The organism is Achromobacter spanius (assembly GCF_002966795.1).
Taxonomy (GTDB): domain Bacteria; phylum Pseudomonadota; class Gammaproteobacteria; order Burkholderiales; family Burkholderiaceae_B; genus Achromobacter; species Achromobacter spanius_D.
Genome location: NZ_CP023270.1, coordinates 448,846 through 463,583 on the forward strand (window position 1 = coordinate 448,846; position 14,738 = coordinate 463,583).

Annotated in this window: 15 protein-coding genes; 10 read left to right on the forward strand and 5 right to left on the reverse strand. The window is 67.5% G+C overall.

Features of this window, described 5'->3' with window-relative positions; all coding sequences use genetic code 11:
• Position 1: 1 nt before the first annotated feature.
• The 3 genes from trpE to rpe form a co-directional block, all read right to left on the reverse strand.
• The gene (gene trpE, locus CLM73_RS02010) at positions 2-1,522 is read right to left on the reverse strand and encodes an anthranilate synthase component I (protein ID WP_056565035.1); all 1,521 of its coding nucleotides are present in this window, start codon (positions 1,520-1,522) and stop codon (positions 2-4) included.
• Between the two features lie 273 nt (positions 1,523-1,795).
• Complete coding sequence (locus CLM73_RS02015; protein WP_105237104.1) at positions 1,796-2,503, reverse strand: phosphoglycolate phosphatase; 708 nt, start codon at positions 2,501-2,503, stop codon at positions 1,796-1,798.
• 10 nt (positions 2,504-2,513) lie between these two features.
• Positions 2,514-3,242: a ribulose-phosphate 3-epimerase gene (rpe, locus tag CLM73_RS02020; protein ID WP_105237105.1), complete on the reverse strand. Its 729-nt coding sequence runs from the start codon at positions 3,240-3,242 to the stop codon at positions 2,514-2,516.
• Between the two features lie 126 nt (positions 3,243-3,368).
• On the opposite strand from rpe, the gene apaG reads away from it, so the two are divergent.
• From apaG to CLM73_RS02045, 5 genes are all read left to right on the forward strand, one after another.
• Complete coding sequence (gene apaG / locus CLM73_RS02025; RefSeq protein WP_056565024.1) at positions 3,369-3,743, forward strand: Co2+/Mg2+ efflux protein ApaG; 375 nt, start codon at positions 3,369-3,371, stop codon at positions 3,741-3,743.
• A gap of 40 nt (positions 3,744-3,783) precedes the next feature.
• Positions 3,784-5,088 (forward strand): murein transglycosylase A, encoded by a 1,305-nt coding sequence (locus tag CLM73_RS02030; RefSeq protein ID WP_105237106.1) that lies wholly within the window; start codon positions 3,784-3,786, stop codon positions 5,086-5,088.
• Entirely contained in the window at positions 5,085-6,254 is a 1,170-nt protein-coding gene (locus CLM73_RS02035) for a UbiH/UbiF family hydroxylase (protein ID WP_105237107.1), read from the forward strand. Before CLM73_RS02030 ends, CLM73_RS02035 begins: the two co-directional genes overlap by 4 nt.
• Before the next feature lie 185 nt (positions 6,255-6,439).
• A complete protein-coding gene (locus tag CLM73_RS02040; RefSeq protein ID WP_105237108.1) occupies positions 6,440-7,228 on the forward strand; it encodes a DsbC family protein in 789 nt (262 codons plus the stop codon).
• Between the two features lie 67 nt (positions 7,229-7,295).
• Entirely contained in the window at positions 7,296-8,255 is a 960-nt protein-coding gene (locus CLM73_RS02045) for a D-2-hydroxyacid dehydrogenase family protein (protein ID WP_105237109.1), read from the forward strand.
• Positions 8,256-8,331: 76 nt separating this feature from the next.
• Here CLM73_RS02045 and ttcA read toward each other — a convergent pair whose 3' ends face one another.
• Together ttcA and folB are read right to left on the reverse strand one after the other, a co-directional pair.
• Positions 8,332-9,300, reverse strand: coding sequence for a tRNA 2-thiocytidine(32) synthetase TtcA (ttcA, locus tag CLM73_RS02050; protein WP_105237110.1), 969 nt, complete (start codon positions 9,298-9,300; stop codon positions 8,332-8,334).
• Between the two features lies 1 nt (position 9,301).
• On the reverse strand, positions 9,302-9,661 hold the full coding sequence (folB, locus tag CLM73_RS02055; RefSeq protein ID WP_056565007.1) for a dihydroneopterin aldolase: 360 nt from the start codon (positions 9,659-9,661) through the stop codon (positions 9,302-9,304).
• A gap of 122 nt (positions 9,662-9,783) precedes the next feature.
• Between folB and CLM73_RS02060 the strand changes: the two genes are divergently transcribed.
• The 5 genes from CLM73_RS02060 to CLM73_RS02080 all read left to right on the forward strand — a co-directional run bounded on the left by CLM73_RS02060 (position 9,784) and on the right by CLM73_RS02080 (position 14,236).
• Complete coding sequence (locus CLM73_RS02060; RefSeq protein WP_105237111.1) at positions 9,784-10,686, forward strand: NAD(P)/FAD-dependent oxidoreductase; 903 nt, start codon at positions 9,784-9,786, stop codon at positions 10,684-10,686.
• A 127-nt stretch (positions 10,687-10,813) separates the two neighbouring features.
• Positions 10,814-11,782, forward strand: coding sequence for a Bug family tripartite tricarboxylate transporter substrate binding protein (locus tag CLM73_RS02065; protein ID WP_105237112.1), 969 nt, complete (start codon positions 10,814-10,816; stop codon positions 11,780-11,782).
• Complete coding sequence (locus tag CLM73_RS02070) at positions 11,783-12,448, forward strand: 3-oxoacid CoA-transferase subunit A (protein ID WP_105237113.1); 666 nt, start codon at positions 11,783-11,785, stop codon at positions 12,446-12,448.
• A 1-nt stretch (position 12,449) separates the two neighbouring features.
• Positions 12,450-13,148 carry a 3-oxoacid CoA-transferase subunit B gene (locus tag CLM73_RS02075; RefSeq protein WP_105237114.1) on the forward strand — a complete coding sequence of 233 codons (699 nt, stop codon included), beginning with the start codon at positions 12,450-12,452 and terminating at the stop codon, positions 13,146-13,148.
• A gap of 116 nt (positions 13,149-13,264) precedes the next feature.
• Positions 13,265-14,236 (forward strand): tripartite tricarboxylate transporter substrate binding protein, encoded by a 972-nt coding sequence (locus CLM73_RS02080; RefSeq protein ID WP_105237115.1) that lies wholly within the window; start codon positions 13,265-13,267, stop codon positions 14,234-14,236.
• The last annotated feature ends 502 nt before the right edge of the window (positions 14,237-14,738 follow it).

A 14,738-nucleotide genomic window follows, 5' to 3' on the forward strand; every position in this document is an offset into this window, starting at 1 on the left:
TTTAGATGGGTTCGTCCAGGCCGTGCTGCACCTGCTCGGCCGCGCGCAGCACGGCGCGCGCCTTGGCTTCGGTCTCGGCCCATTCGGCTTCGGGGTTCGAATCGGCCACGATGCCGGCGGCCGCCTGCACGTACAGCGTGCCGTCCTTGATGACGCCCGTGCGGATGGCAATCGCCACGTCCATCTCGCCGCCGTAGCTCAGGTAGCCGGCCGCGCCGCCGTAGATGCCGCGGCGCACGGGTTCCAGCTCGTCGATGATCTTCATGGCCTCGACCTTGGGGGCGCCGGTCAGCGTGCCGGCCGGGAACGAGGCGCGCAGCACGTCCATGCTGCTCATGCCGGGGTTCAGCGTGCCGGTCACGTTCGACACCAGATGCATCACGTGCGAGTAGCGCTCGATCACCATGGTGTCGCTGACCTTCACCGAGCCCACCTGCGCGACGCGGCCCACGTCGTTGCGCGCCAGGTCGATCAGCATGACGTGTTCGGCGATTTCCTTCGGGTCCGCCTTCAGTTCGGCCGCCAGCGCCGCGTCTTCCTCGGGCGTGCCGCCGCGCTTGCGGGTGCCCGCCAGCGGACGGATCGTGATCTGCGACTTCGGCTCGCCGTTTTCCACCGTGCGTTCCTGGCGCACCAGGATCTCGGGCGACGCGCCCACCACCTGGAAGTCGCCAAAATTCCAGAAGTACATATAGGGGGAGGGATTGAGCGACCGCAGGGCGCGGTAGAGGGACAGGGGCGAATCGCGGAAGGGCTTGGCGATGACCTGGCCGATCTGCACCTGCATCAGGTCGCCGGCGGCGATGTGTTCCTTGGCGCGCAGCACGGCCGCCAGGTAATCCTCTTTCTTGAAATCGCGCCGTTCCTCGGTCTGCATGCTGGCGTGGCTGTACGGAATCTCCACGGGGCGGCGCAGGCGCGCGCGCAGGTCGGTCAGGCGCTGCTGCGCGCGGCTGTAGGCCTCGGGCTGGCTGGGATCCGCGTAGACCATCAGGTAGATGCGGCCGGCCAGGTTGTCGACGATGACCAGCTCGTCCACGTGCATCAGCATCAGGTCGGGCGTGCCGCCTTCCATGCCGGCCGGAAACGGCTTGACCGCAGGACCCAGGCACGGCTCGATGTGGCGCACGGTGTCGTAGCCGAAGTAACCGGCCAGGCCGCCGCAGAAGCGCGGCATGCCCGGGCGCAGCGCGACCTTGAAGCGGCTCTGGTATTGCTCGATGAAGGCCAGCGGATCGCCATCGTGCGTCTCGGCGACCTTGCCGTCGTGCAGCACCTCGGTGCGCGTGCCGCTGGCGCGGATCACCGTGCGCGCGGGCAGGCCGATGAACGAATAGCGGCCGAAGCGCTCGCCGCCCACCACGGATTCCATCAGGCAGGTCATGCGGCCGGCCAAGGGGCCCGAGTGCGCCAGCTTCAGGTAGATGCCAAGCGGGGTGTCCAGGTCGGCGTAGGTCTCGGCCACCAGCGGAATGCGGTTGTAGCCTTGTGCCGCAAGGGCCTTGAATTCGATTTCGGTCATGTCGGGTCTCGTAAGCGGTGTCTGCTTTCGGACCGGGCACGCAACAAAAAACCCGGTCCAGTTGACTGGTTCCGGGTTGGGCGCTGTTTACACAGTGTCGGCGCTAGGCGGCAAGGTCGCGTCTAGGGCCGGGAAGGGGAATCATCGCCACCCGGAAGACAAACGCCACCAACGCCACGAGGCGCCGAGCATTTGGTTCTGGATGGAAACGTTCATTTAGCGGTTCGGTAATGAGTACGCGGTAGTGAATTCTTGCTTGAGTGGCAACGCGCTTCAAGCGGGGACTTTTGCTGCGTTCTGGTTCTGATTCCAGAGCGCGACCCACTGGGCGGCGTCAACAAGCGTGTCAACTATACCATCGACATCCAGCTCGCGCACGTCACGTCCTTCGTTGTAGCCATACGGCACCACCAGGACCTGCGTGCCCGCGCTGCGGCCGGCCTGCGCGTCGTTGATCGAATCGCCGATCGTCACGGCCTCGGTCACGTCCACGCCCATCAGGTCGCACGCATGGTGGATCTGGTCGGGATCGGGCTTGCGGCGCTCGCAGGTGTCGCCGCACACCACGGCCTCGAAAAAGCCCGCCAGCCCCGTGCGCTGCAGCAGCGGCAGGGTGAATTCCGTGGGCTTGTTGGTGACCACGGCCAGCTTCAGGCCCTGGTCGCGCATAAGCTTGAGGCCTTCGATCACGCCCGGGTAGACCTGCGCGCGCTCGCCGTTCACCAGGTGGTAATGGCGGTAGAAGGCCTCGCGGGCGCGCTGGAATTCGTCGGGCGTCGGGTCGGCGGCGTCGAGCGAACCGGCAAGGCTGCGCCGCACCAGGTTATCCACACCCTTGCCGACGAACGTGGCAACCACGTCCTCGCGCAGCGCGATCATGCCAAGTTCAACGCGCATCGCGTTGGCGGCGAAGGCCAGATCGGGAATGGAGTCGAGCAGGGTACCGTCCAGGTCCAGCAGCGCGGCGCGAAAAGCGGTCATGTCGTATTCCTTAAACGGCGGTGGTTTCGCCGATGGCGATCTGGTCGCGCATGGCCTTGATGATGCCGGCGTAATCCGGCTTGCCGAAGATGGCCGAGCCGGCCACGAACGTGTCTGCGCCCGCGGCGCGGATCTCGGCGATGTTGTCGATCTTGACGCCGCCGTCCACCTGCAGAACGATCTCCTGGCCGCCGGCCTGCATCCACGCGTCGATGCGGGCGCGGGCCTCGCGCAGCTTGGTCAGCGCCGCCGGGATGAAGCTTTGGCCGCCAAACCCCGGGTTCACCGACATGATGAGCACCAGGTCGATCTTGTCCATCACGTAGTCCATGTAGGACAGCGGCGTGGCGGGATTGAAGACGAGACCTGCCTTGCAGCCGTTTTCGCGGATCAGGGACAGCGTGCGGTCCACGTGGGCGCTCGCGTCGGGGTGAAAGCTGATGTAGTCGGCGCCGGCCTTGGCAAACTGCGGCACCAGCGCGTCCACGGGTTCGACCATCAGGTGCACGTCGATCGGCACCTGAACGTGGGGGCGGATCGCGGCACAGACCATCGGGCCGATCGTCAGGTTGGGGACATAGTGGTTGTCCATCACGTCCACGTGGATCCAGTCGGCGCCGGCGGCGACGACGTTGCGGACTTCCTCGCCCAGCCGGGCGAAGTCAGCCGACAGGATGCTGGGAGTAATGCGGGTGGAGGCCGTTTGCTTGGACATGATGTTCGGGGTCGGGGAGGGCATAATGTGCCATTATTGCAGTTTGAGGCGCCGCAGCGGGTATGCCCCGGTTGGCGCGCCTGAAATTCCGTCTTCCAAGCGTGGGCGCCAATGTTGCGCCGCCCGCGTTCAGCCACACAGGGAAGGACTGTGAAACCTTACGACCTGAGCGTCTCTGTCTCGCCGCGCTTCGTGCCCGAACAGTCCGACCCCGGCGAACAGCAATTCGTGTTCGCCTACACCGTCCGCATCACCAATACCGGCGAACATCCCGCGCAGGTGATCAGCCGCCACTGGATCATCACCGATGGCAACCAGCGCGTGCAGGAAGTGCGCGGCCTGGGCATCGTGGGGCAGCAGCCCCTCCTGGCCCCGGGCGAGACCTTCGAGTACACCAGCGGCTGTCCCTTGCCCACGCCGGTGGGCACGATGCGCGGCATCTACCACTGCGTCGGCGAGAACGGCATTCCGTTCGAAGTGCCGATCACCGAATTCGTCCTGGCCATGCCGCGCACCTTGCACTGAGTATGGTCCGGCCTTCCGTTGCACGTTTTTCCCTCTGCACATGAAGCGCATTCTTAGCCTGTCCGTGCTGTCGATTCTGCTGGCGGCATGTTCCACCCCCTCGGATATCCCCCCTGAATCCGGCCTGCCCGCCACGCCCGGCGCGCGTCCGCCCGCGGCTGACGGCCCGCTCGTCGTGCCGCCGCTGGGCTCGCTGCCCGACACCGCGCCGCGCGCGCTGGCCGGCAAGATGAAGCCCGCCAACTGGTCCGAGCTGCCCGGCTGGAGCGCCGACGATCTGTCCCAGTTCTGGCCCCTGTTCCTGCGCAACTGCAAGGGGCTGATGCGGCCCACCAGCGGCAACCTGGCCGCGCCCGCGCGCGCCACGCCGCGCGCCTGGCAGCCGGTCTGCGCCGCGGCCATCGATCCGGCCCGCGCGCCCGCCGCCGGCGACGCCGAAGGCGTGCGCCGTTTCCTGCAGACCTACCTGCAACCCTGGCGCCTGAACGCGGCCGACGGCAAGCCGGCCACCAATACGGTGACGGGCTACTACGAACCCCTGGTGCGCGGATCGCGCCGCCAGGGCGGCGTCTATCAATGGCCGCTGTACGCGGTGCCGGCCGATCTGCTGACCATCGACCTGGGTTCCATCTACCCCGATCTGGCCGGCAAGCGCGTGCGCGGCAAGCTGGACGGCAAGCGCGTCGTGCCGTACGACACGCGCGCCGCCATCGAATCGTCGTCCGGCCGCCGCCCGCCCGTGGTGGTCTGGGTGGACGACCCCGTGGACAACTTCTTCCTGCAGGTACAGGGCTCCGGCCGCGTGCAGCTGACCGACGGCCCCGACGCCGGCAAGACCATCCGCGTTGCCTACGCCGACCACAACGGGCAGCCCTACGCGTCCATCGGCCGCTGGCTGATCGACCGCGGCGAACTCACGGCCGACCAGGCGTCGATGCAGAACATCCGGGCCTGGGCGCAGCGCAATCCCAAGCGCGTGCCAGAAATGCTCAACGCCAACCCGGCCGTGGTGTTCTTCCGCGAAGAGGCGGTCATCGACCCCGAACAAGGCCCCAAGGGCGCCTACGCCATTCCGCTCGCGCCGCGGCGCTCGGTGGCGGTGGACGCGACCTTCGTGCCGCTCGGCACGCCGCTGTTCCTGTCCACCACCTATCCCGCGTCGGACCGTCCCTTGCAGCGTCTGGTGTTCGCCCAGGACACCGGCACCGCCATCCGCGGGGCGGCGCGCGCCGACTTCTACTGGGGCTACGGCGAAGAAGCCGGCCAGCAGGCCGGCCGCATGAAGCAACGCGGCCAGATGTGGCTGCTGTGGCCCAAACAGGCCGGGGAGCCTTCCGCACGATGAGCCATCAGATCGTAGTTTGCGGGGCCGGCATCGTCGGCCTGTCCACCGCGCTGGCGCTGGCCCGCCGCGGCCAGCGCGTGGCCGTGCTGGCGCCGCGCGCCGCCGTGCCGCCCGCCGATCCCAATCGCTATCACCCCCGCGTCTACGCCATTTCGCCGGCCAGCCAGCGCTTTCTGGCCGACATCGGCGTGTGGGACGCCATGCCCGCGTCGCGGCTCATGCCCGTGCAGGCCATGGAGATCCACGGCGACGCGGACGGCCAGGTCAACCTGAACGCCTGGCAGGCGGCGCTGCCGCAACTGGCCTGGATCGTCGAATCCGGCGAGATCGAGCGCGTCCTGATCCAGGCCGTGCGCATGTTCGGCATTGCGTGGCTCGAAGACCGCTGCACCAGCTACCAGAACGGCGCGGTCGACACCGAAAGCGGCGCGCGCATCCAGGCCGAACTCTTCGTCGGCGCCGATGGCGCGGCTTCGCCGCTGCGCGAGGCGGCCGGGCTGAAGCACGAAGCCCAGTCCTACAACGACACCGGACTCGTCGTGCATCTGGACGCGGAACTGCCGCACCAGGGCACCGCAATCCAATGGTTCCGCGACGACGGCGTGCTGGCGCTGCTGCCGCTGCCCGACACCGCGGACGGTCCGCAGGTGTCCATGGTGTGGTCCATGCGCAGCGAACTGGCCCAGCAACTGCTCGAACTGCCCCAGGAAGCGCAAACCCCCCGCCTGGAGGCCCTGCTGGCCCAGGCTGCCGAAGGGCGGCTGGGCCGCCTGAAGGTCCGCAGCAAGCTGCACGGTTTTCCGCTGACGCTGGAGCGCGCCCAGATGGTGGCCCCCGGCATTGCGCTGGCCGGAGACGCCGCGCACCGCCTGCACCCGCTGGCGGGGCAGGGCCTGAATCTGGGGCTGGGCGACGTCGAGGCGCTGGCGCGCATCGTCGCCGACCGCGAACCCTTCCGCCAGGCCGGCGACCTGCGCGTGCTGCACCGCTACCAGCGGGCGCGCGCCGAGCCGGTCCTGGCCATGCGCTTGGCCACCGACGGCCTGCACAAGCTGTTCGGATCGAAGGCGACGCCGCTCGTCTGGCTGCGCAACGCCGGCATGCATTGGGTCGAAGGCGCGCCGCTGATCAAGCGCCGGCTGATCGCGGGGGCGTCGGCCAATTAGGGCAGACCAGGCCCAACCCGGCCCGACTCGGCCAAACCCGGCCGGACGTTGACGCCGGGCGGAACCTGCGGCGGCCGGCGCCCGTCTGATACAGATTCGCCCCACCCGCCGCCGGCCGCGGCCGCCCGCCCCGGATCGGTTACGCTTTCCGGCTGAGCACACGACTGACAAGACCAGGAGTACCGATGAAATTCCGCATACCCGCCACGCTGGCGGTCTGTTTCCTCGCCGCAGGCATCGGCTTGTCCGCCACGGCTCATGCGCAGGGCGCGAAGTCCGTCTCCACGCAGTCCGTGGGGCAGGCGGCCAAGGGCGAAAAAAGCGTCTCCACCACCGAACTCGATCCGCAGTCTGCCGCCGTCAAGGAACGCTTCCAGCAGCGCTTTTCCGGCATGAACGTCACGACCGTGCGCCGCACGCCTTATGGCCTCTTTGAAGTGCAGCTCGGCATGGACCTGATCTACACCGACGAAGGCGTCACGTGGGTCATGGAAGGACCGCTGATCGACGCCGCGACGCGCCGCGACGTCACCCGCGAATCCCAGGAAAAGCTCAGCGCCGTCACCTTCGACCAGTTGCCGCTGGACCTGGCGATCAAGCAGGTCAAGGGCGACGGCTCGCGCAAGGTCGCCATCTTTGAAGACCCCAACTGCGGCTACTGCAAGCAGTTGCGCAAGACGCTCGAAGGTGTGGACAACCTGACCGTCTACACCTTCCTCTATCCCATCCTGTCGCCGGACTCCAAGGTCAAGGTGCGCAACGTCTGGTGCGCCAAGGACCAGGGCAAGACCTGGGACGACTGGATGCTGCGCGGCAAGACGCCGCCCAACGCCGAATGCGACGTGCCTGAAGACAAGCTGCTGGAGCTTGGCCAGCAATTGATGGTGCGCGGTACGCCGACACTGTTCTTTGCCGACGGCTCACGCATCAGCGGTGCGCTGCCGCTGGACCAGCTCAAGGCCCGTTTGAACTGACCGGCGCGCGTCGCGCCGGCCCGGGAAAGGGGGGCGCGGCTAGCGCCATCCCTCCCGGAGACAAGACTTGAAAATCGCAATACTCGACGATTACCACGACGTAGCCCGGCGCTATGCGGATTGGACCTCGCTGGGCGGTGACGCCGAGGTGCAGATCTTCAACAACTTCATCCCCGACGACCAGGTCGAGGCCGCGCTCGAGTCCTTCGACGTGATCGTCGCCATGCGCGAGCGCACGCCGTTTCCCGCCGAGCGCATCCGCGCACTGCCCAAGCTGCGCCTCCTGGTCACTACCGGCATGCGCAACAACGCCATCGACATGCAGGCCTGCGCCGCGCAGGGCATCGTCGTGTCGGGCGCGCCAGGCAGCGCCGACGCCAACACCGCCACGGCCGAACTCGCCTGGGCGCACATCCTGGGCCTCTTCAAGCACCTGCCCGCCGAAGACGCCGCCATGCGCCGCGGCATGTGGCAGACGGCCATGCCCGAGCCGCTGGCCGGCAAGCGCCTGGGCGTGGTGGGCCTGGGCAAGCTGGGCGCCGCGGTGGCCAAGGTGGGTCTGGCCTTCGGCATGGACGTGGTGGCCTGGAGCCCCAACCTGACCGACGAGCGCGCCCAGGCCGCGGGCGTCACGCGCGTGGACAAGCACGAACTCTTTTCCACGTCCGACGTCGTGAGCCTGCATCTGATCCTGTCCGAGCGCAGCCGCAACGTGGTCGACGCCACCGCGCTGGCCGCAATGAAGCCGACCGCCTACCTGGTGAATACGTCGCGCGCCGGTCTCGTCGACCAGGACGCGCTGATGGACGCGCTGGTTAAATTCCGCATCGCCGGCGCGGGCCTGGACGTCTACCCCGAAGAGCCGCTGTCCCCCACCGACAACGTGCGCGACCTGGACAACGTGATTCTCACGCCGCACCTGGGCTACGTCAGCCGCGAGAACTTCGAGGCGTTCTATCAGAACTGCCTGGAAGCCGTGAAGGCGTGGGCGGCGGGTGCGCCGATCCGGGTGTTGAACGCCTCCTGATATCGCTGAGCAAAAAAATGGGGCTGCCTGTCGCAGCCCCATTTTTACTTGGGTGGTTCGCCTTGCCGGCGGCGCATCACCCGCGCGAGAACATCACCTTCTTCTCGATGATCGCGCCCGGCTCCAGCGCCGGCGGCGTATCGCCACAGGCATCGTCCGCCTCGTCCGTCGGGTCGACCGTATCGAACGCCGTGTCGCCATTGGCGTCCGGCACGCCCGTGGGCTTCAAGCCCACGAAGTCGAACAGGTCGCGATCCATCAGGTGCGAAGGCACCACGCGCGACAGCGCGTTGAACACGTTCCACGACCGGCCCGGGTGCTGCTTGTCCCATTCCTTGATCATGCGGCCCACTTCCTTGCGCTTCAAGTTCTCTTGCGAGCCGCAGAGATTGCACGGAATGATGGGGAACTGCTTGAGCTCGGCGTAGGCGATCAGGTCGGACTCGACCACGTACGCGAGCGGGCGGATGACCGTGTGGCGGCCGTCGTCGGACACCAGCTTGGGCGGCATGCCCTTGGCTTTTCCGCCGTAGAACAGGTTCAGGAAGAACGTGGCCAGGATGTCGTCGCGATGATGGCCCAGCGCGATCTTCGTGGCCCCCAGTTCCGATGCGACGCGGTACAGAATGCCGCGGCGCAGCCGCGAACAGAGCGAGCACATCGTCTTGCCCTCTTCCAGCACGCGCGTCACGATCGAATACGTGTCCTGCGTCTCGATGTGGAAGGGAACGCCCAGTTGCTTCAGATACTGCGGCAGGATGTGGTCGGGAAAGCCCGGCTGCTTCTGGTCCAGGTTCACCGCGATTAGTTCAAACTTGAACGGCGCGCGCTTCTGAAGCTGCAGCAGGATGTCCAGCATGGCATAGGAATCCTTGCCGCCGGACAGGCAGACCATCACGCGGTCGCCTTCCTCGATCATGTTGTAGTCGGACAGGGCGCGCGTGGTCTCGCGCGCCAGCCGCTTGGTCAGCTTGTTGCCTTCGAGGCGGGCCTTTTCGTCGGCGGGCGTGCGAAATTGCACGGCGGGGGAAGCGATATCGTTCATGTCAGCGATTGATCTGTATTTCCACGCCCACCGCCGCACAGTCGGAGAAGGCCATGGGCTTGCTGATGCGCAGGCGCAGCGCGCGGATTTCCTGGAAGTCCGCCAAGAGGCGCGCCGCCACTTGTTCGGACAGGGTTTCGATCAGATTCACGTGCGCCTGCGTGCATTCCTCGACGATGGCCTCGCGCAGCCGGCGGTAGTCCAGCACGCTGTGGATATCGTGGTCGTCCACCGAGCGTTGGATGTCGACGTCAAATTCGGCATCGACGTGCAGGGGCTGGGTGGCGCGGCGCTCGTGTTCGAGGATGCCGATGCGGGCGTCGAGCGCGAGCCCGGAAAGAATGATGCGGCGAGTGGGCATGATGAAAACCTGGGTGGAATAGCCGGAATTGTAAGGGGACGGCGGATGGGGGGGACGCGCTGGCTACAATCCGGCCATGTCCGGGCGCCCGCAAGGCGCCGGCGCAGTCAATAAGGGGTGAAATGCAACAGATGCACGATTCGGTCATTGTAGGCGGCGGCCCGGCCGGCGCCTCCTGCGCCCTCTGGCTGGCCCGGCTGGGCCTGTCGCCGCTGCTGGTCGAGGCCAGCGCCCGCCTGGGCGGGCTGGGCAATGACAACCCGTTTGCCGACGACTGGATCGCCGTGTTGCCCGGCGTGACGGGCCAGCAGGTGGCGGCCAACATCGACACCAGCGTGCGCGCCGCCAACGTGCCCGTGCGGCTGGAAACCCGGGTCGCCGGCGTGCGGCCCTGCAAGGGCGGCATCGAAGCCACGCTTACCGGCCCGGACGGCCAGGAAACCCTGGCCCGCGCCCGCACCCTGGTCATCGCCTCCGGCGTGCGCGCCAAGGGGCTGCCCGACCACCCGCCGGGCGCGTCCTGGCCGGGCGTGCTGATCGGCCCCGGCTCGCCCATCGTCGCGCAGGACTATTCCGGCCTGTCGGTCGCCGTGCTGGGCGGGGGCGACAACGCGTTTGAAAACTTCGTCTACGTGCGCAACCGCGGCGCGCGCACCGTCCATCTCTACGCCCGCAACGTGCGCGCCCAACAGCAATGGGTGACGCGCGCCGGGGCCGATGGCGTGCACATCGGTCCCTACAAGGTCGACCCGGCCGCGCGCAGCGTGGACGGCCGCCAGTACGACCTGATCCTCGTCTTCTACGGCTGGGAACCGCAGGCCGCGTTTGCCGACGACCTGCGGCTCGCGCGCGACGAGCGCGGCTACATCCGCACCGACTTCGCCACCGCCGAAACCAGCGTGCCCGACATCTACGCCATCGGCGAGGTCGCGCACCGCATGCACCCCTGCGTGGTGACGTCGATGGCCGACGGCGTGGTCGCGGCCAAGGCCATCCAAAGGCGCTGGGAGAGGGCGGGGGCGTAATGCCCCGGATGCGCACTTCAGCGCAGACGAAGCCGCACCTCCGGATTCCAGAATAGGCATTTGGCGCCGGCGCGCCCACACTCATGCGCATTAGTTGACCAATCAATGGTCACGCAGGGAGACAAGCATGATGTGTGCGCATCGCTGGCTGGCAGCCAGCGCGATGGCCATCGCCATCGCGAACCCGGCGCAGGCCGCCTGGCCTGAACGGCCCATCACCCTCATCATCCCGGCCGCGCCGGGCGGCACCACCGACATCTCGGCGCGCCTCATCGCCGACAAGCTGGCCGCCAAGCTCGGCCAGCAGGTCATCGTCGAGAATCGGGCCGGCGCTGCGGGCATCATCGGCGCGCAGGCGCTGGCGCGCGCCAAGCCCGACGGCTACACGCTGCTGATGGGCAACATCGGCCCCAACGCCATCAACTACGCGCTCTACAAGACGCTGCCCTACAAGCCCGACGACTTCGCGCCGGTGACGCTCGTGATCTCCGTGCCCAACGTGCTCGTCGTCAACGAGGCCTCGCCCGCCCGCAGCGTGGCGGATCTGCTGGCGCAGGTCAGACAGCACCCCACCAAGGTGTCCTTCGGCAGTTCCGGCTCAGGCCAGTCGCCGCACCTGTCCGCCGAAATGTTCAAGCAGCGCGCCGGCATCCCCGGCACGCACGTTGCCTACAAAGGCGCCGGCCCCGCCGTGGCCGCGCTGCTCGGGCAGCAGTTCACCTTCATGATCGACAACCTGCCCAGCTCCATGCCGTACATCCAGGCCGGCAAGTTGCGCGCGCTGGCCGTCACCAGCGACAAGCGCCTCGCCGAATTGCCGAACGTGCCCACCATGGCCGAGGCTGGCGTGAAGGACATGGTGGTTACCGCGTGGTTCGGCCTGGTCGCGCCCGCCGGCACGCCGCAAGACGCCATCGACAAGCTCTACGCCGCCACGCGCGACGTGGTGCGCAGCCCCGAGATCAGCGAACGCTTCAAGGCCATGGGCGGCCAGGCCGGCGGCAACACGCCCGCGGAGTTCGCGGCCTTCATCGACCAGGAACGCGCCCGCTGGAAAAGCATCGTGGACGCCGCCGGTCTCGTGCAGGAGCAATAAGTGATCGACAAGATTCAGGAATCCATGGCGCAGGCCGTGGCCGTCATTCCCGACGGCGCATCCGTGCTGGTGGGCGGCTTCGGCGAAGCGGGCGTGCCGTATGAACTGCTGCACTGCCTGGCCGAGCTGGACCGGCGCAACCTCACCATCATCTCCAACAACGCCGGCACCTTCGAACGCGGCATCGCCGCGTTGCTGGTGCGCAAGCAGGTCCGCAAGATCATCTGCTCACACCCGCGCCCACCCAACTCCGACGCCTTCGCCCGCGCCTACCGCGCCGGCGAGGTCGAACTGGAATGCGTGCCGCAAGGCACCCTGGCCGAACGGCTGCGCGCCGCCGGCGCAGGGCTCGGGCCGTTCTACACGCCCACCGGCTACGGCACCGAACTGGCAGAAGGGCGGCGCCAGGAAGTCATCGACGGCATCGGATACGTGCTCGAACAGCCGCTGCGCGCCGACTACGCGCTCATCCGCGCGCATCTGGGAGACCGCTGGGGCAACCTCATGTACCGCCATGCCGCGCGCAACTTCAATCCCGTCATGTGCATGGCCGCCAAACACGCCATCGCGCAGGTCGACGAGATCGTGCCGCTCGGCGCGCTGGTGCCCGAACAGATCATGACGCAGGGCATCTTCGTGAAATCCGTCGTGCGCGTGGAGGCCTGACATGCAAGACATCATCGGCCTGACCCGCCAGCAGATCGCGCAGCTTCTGGCCAGCGACATTCCCGACGGCGCCATCGTCAACCTCGGGATCGGCATGCCGACCCTCGTCGGCGACTACTTGCCCAGCGGCCGCGAAATTCTGCTGCATAGCGAAAACGGCATCCTCGGCATGGGCCCCGCCGCTGCCGGCGACGACGTCGACCCCGACCTCATCAACGCCAGCCGCCAGCCCATCACCTTGCTGCAAGGCGCGTCCATCACCGAACACACCATCTCATTTGCCATGATGCGCGGCGGCCACCTGGACTACGCCGTCCTCGGCGCCTTCCAGGTGTCCGAACGCGGCGACCTCGCCAACTGGAAGACCGACGCCGCGGACGCCATCCCCGCCGTCGGCGGCGCAATGGACCTGGCCGTGGGCGCCAAGCAGGTGCTCGTCACCATGGAACACCGCGGCCGCGACGGCACGCCCAAGATCCTGCGGCAATGCACTTATCCGCTCACCGGCAAAGGCGTGGTATCACGCATCTATACGGACCTTGCCGTCATCGACGTCATGCCAGTGGGTTTGGAGGTGCACGCGATGAAGGCGGGCGTAACCGAAGCGTTCCTGCGCGCGGTCACCGACGCGCCACTGCACTTTCCGCAAGCGCCGCGAACGATCGTCGTGGATGACGCGGGTGTGCCGCGATACGAGTAAGGGTAGCTGGCGCGGCGGTGCCGTCTTTCGTTCAGACGACTGAAAAGCGCGGCCATTCCTGCGTCACCACTGACGATGTCTTCACGTCCGCCCGGCGCCGGGCAAAGGAGCTACCGATGATTCGTTTAACTCTGGCCGCCATATCGGCAACCGCGCTGTGCCTCGGCGCGGCCGCCGTCGCCCACGCCGCGCCAACCTATCCCGACAAGCCCATCACCTTGCTGATCCCGTACCCGCCGGGCGGCAGCGCCGACATGCTCGCGCGCCCGCTGGGCGCAGAACTTCAGAAGCAGTGGGGCCAGCCGGTCGTCCTTGAATACAAGCCCGGCGCAGGCGGCGCCATCGCCTCCGCCCAACTCGCCCGCGCCAAGCCCGACGGCTACACGCTCCTGATGGTGCTGGCCGCGCATACCATCAACCCCAGCCTCTATCCCTCGCTACCCTACGACACCCGCAAGGATTTCGCGCCGGTCTCCCTCGTCGCCACGCTGCCCATGCTCGTCGCCGCCCCGCTCGCCACACCCGCCAACACCGTCAGCGAACTCATCGCCTACGGCAAGGCCAACCCCGGCAAGCTGAGCTTCGCGTCCGCCGGCAACGGCAACACCAGCCACCTCGCCGCCGAGATGTTCAAAAACCAGACCGGCGCCGACATGATGCACGTCCCCTACAAAGGCAGCGGCCCCGCCGTCGTGGCACTGCTCGGCGGCGAAGTGTCCTTGATGTTCGACAGCATCTCGACCTCGCTGCCGCAAGTGCAGGCCGGCAAATTGAAGGCAATCGCCGTCACCGGCGAACACCGCTCTCCGCTCCTGCCCGACGTCCCCACCGTCGCAGAAACCGTCCCCAACTTCGTCGTCAACGGCTGGTACGGAATATTGGCGCCGGCGGGCACGCCGGGGGCGGTGGTTGATGCAATCAGCAAGGGAATTGCGGAGGCGGTGGCGGTGCCTGCGTTGAAGGGGCAGTTGGCGGGTTATGGGTATGAGGTGGTGGGGTCTACGCCTGGGGAGTTTGGGGCGCATATCGAGCGGGAGTTGGGGACTTGGAAGAGGGCGGTTGAGGTGTCTGGGGCTAAGGTGAATTGAGGGGCGACAGATCTTCGTAGGTCGCCCGACGCCGCGGTCACCGGGGAGGCGATCGCCCACGATTGTGGTCCGGAGCCTTCGCTCCGGACTTGCCTAGGCGGCCCCCCCCATCCTCATCCTCGTCCTCGCCTGCGGCGACTCCGACGGATTCCGTCGGGCGCATCGACGGCGATCGTGCCCACGGTGACCGCGACGCCGTGCTGCTAGGGTTTTTGGTTTGCGCGCTACAAGACCTGTGTTCAGGGCAGGAGATCTGCGGGGCCGCCGGGTTGCTGCCGCCCGGACGGCGGCAACCCGGCATCGGGTCGGTAGTGCGTCGTGGCGGTGATCGCTTGCGCGCTGATGACGGTTGGTTTGCTAATGGCCCGCCGTCACGGGGGGAGGGGCGGTGATGGTCGGCGCGGCGACGTTCAGCCACAACTTGCCGACCAGTACGCGCCGCCCATCGGGCACTGGAGTTCAACTGAGGGTCATTGCCATCTCTGCATGCACCCGGCGAGAG

What these genes read in the sequence shown, in the direction of transcription:
- CLM73_RS02035 (WP_105237107.1), top strand. Translation starts at nt 5,085, where the DNA reads ATGAGCCATCAGATCGTAGTTTGCGGGGCCGGCATCGTCGGCCTGTCC.
- CLM73_RS02065 (WP_105237112.1), top strand. Translation starts at nt 10,814, where the DNA reads ATGATGTGTGCGCATCGCTGGCTGGCAGCCAGCGCGATGGCCATCGCC.
- CLM73_RS02060 (WP_105237111.1), top strand. Translation starts at nt 9,784, where the DNA reads ATGCAACAGATGCACGATTCGGTCATTGTAGGCGGCGGCCCGGCCGGC.
- CLM73_RS02040 (WP_105237108.1), top strand. Translation starts at nt 6,440, where the DNA reads ATGAAATTCCGCATACCCGCCACGCTGGCGGTCTGTTTCCTCGCCGCA.
- rpe (WP_105237105.1), bottom strand. Translation starts at nt 3,242, where the DNA reads ATGCCCTCCCCGACCCCGAACATCATGTCCAAGCAAACGGCCTCCACC.
- folB (WP_056565007.1), bottom strand. Translation starts at nt 9,661, where the DNA reads ATGCCCACTCGCCGCATCATTCTTTCCGGGCTCGCGCTCGACGCCCGC.
- CLM73_RS02075 (WP_105237114.1), top strand. Translation starts at nt 12,450, where the DNA reads ATGCAAGACATCATCGGCCTGACCCGCCAGCAGATCGCGCAGCTTCTG.
- trpE (WP_056565035.1), bottom strand. Translation starts at nt 1,522, where the DNA reads ATGACCGAAATCGAATTCAAGGCCCTTGCGGCACAAGGCTACAACCGC.
- CLM73_RS02030 (WP_105237106.1), top strand. Translation starts at nt 3,784, where the DNA reads ATGAAGCGCATTCTTAGCCTGTCCGTGCTGTCGATTCTGCTGGCGGCA.
- CLM73_RS02015 (WP_105237104.1), bottom strand. Translation starts at nt 2,503, where the DNA reads ATGACCGCTTTTCGCGCCGCGCTGCTGGACCTGGACGGTACCCTGCTC.
- ttcA (WP_105237110.1), bottom strand. Translation starts at nt 9,300, where the DNA reads ATGAACGATATCGCTTCCCCCGCCGTGCAATTTCGCACGCCCGCCGAC.
- CLM73_RS02080 (WP_105237115.1), top strand. Translation starts at nt 13,265, where the DNA reads ATGATTCGTTTAACTCTGGCCGCCATATCGGCAACCGCGCTGTGCCTC.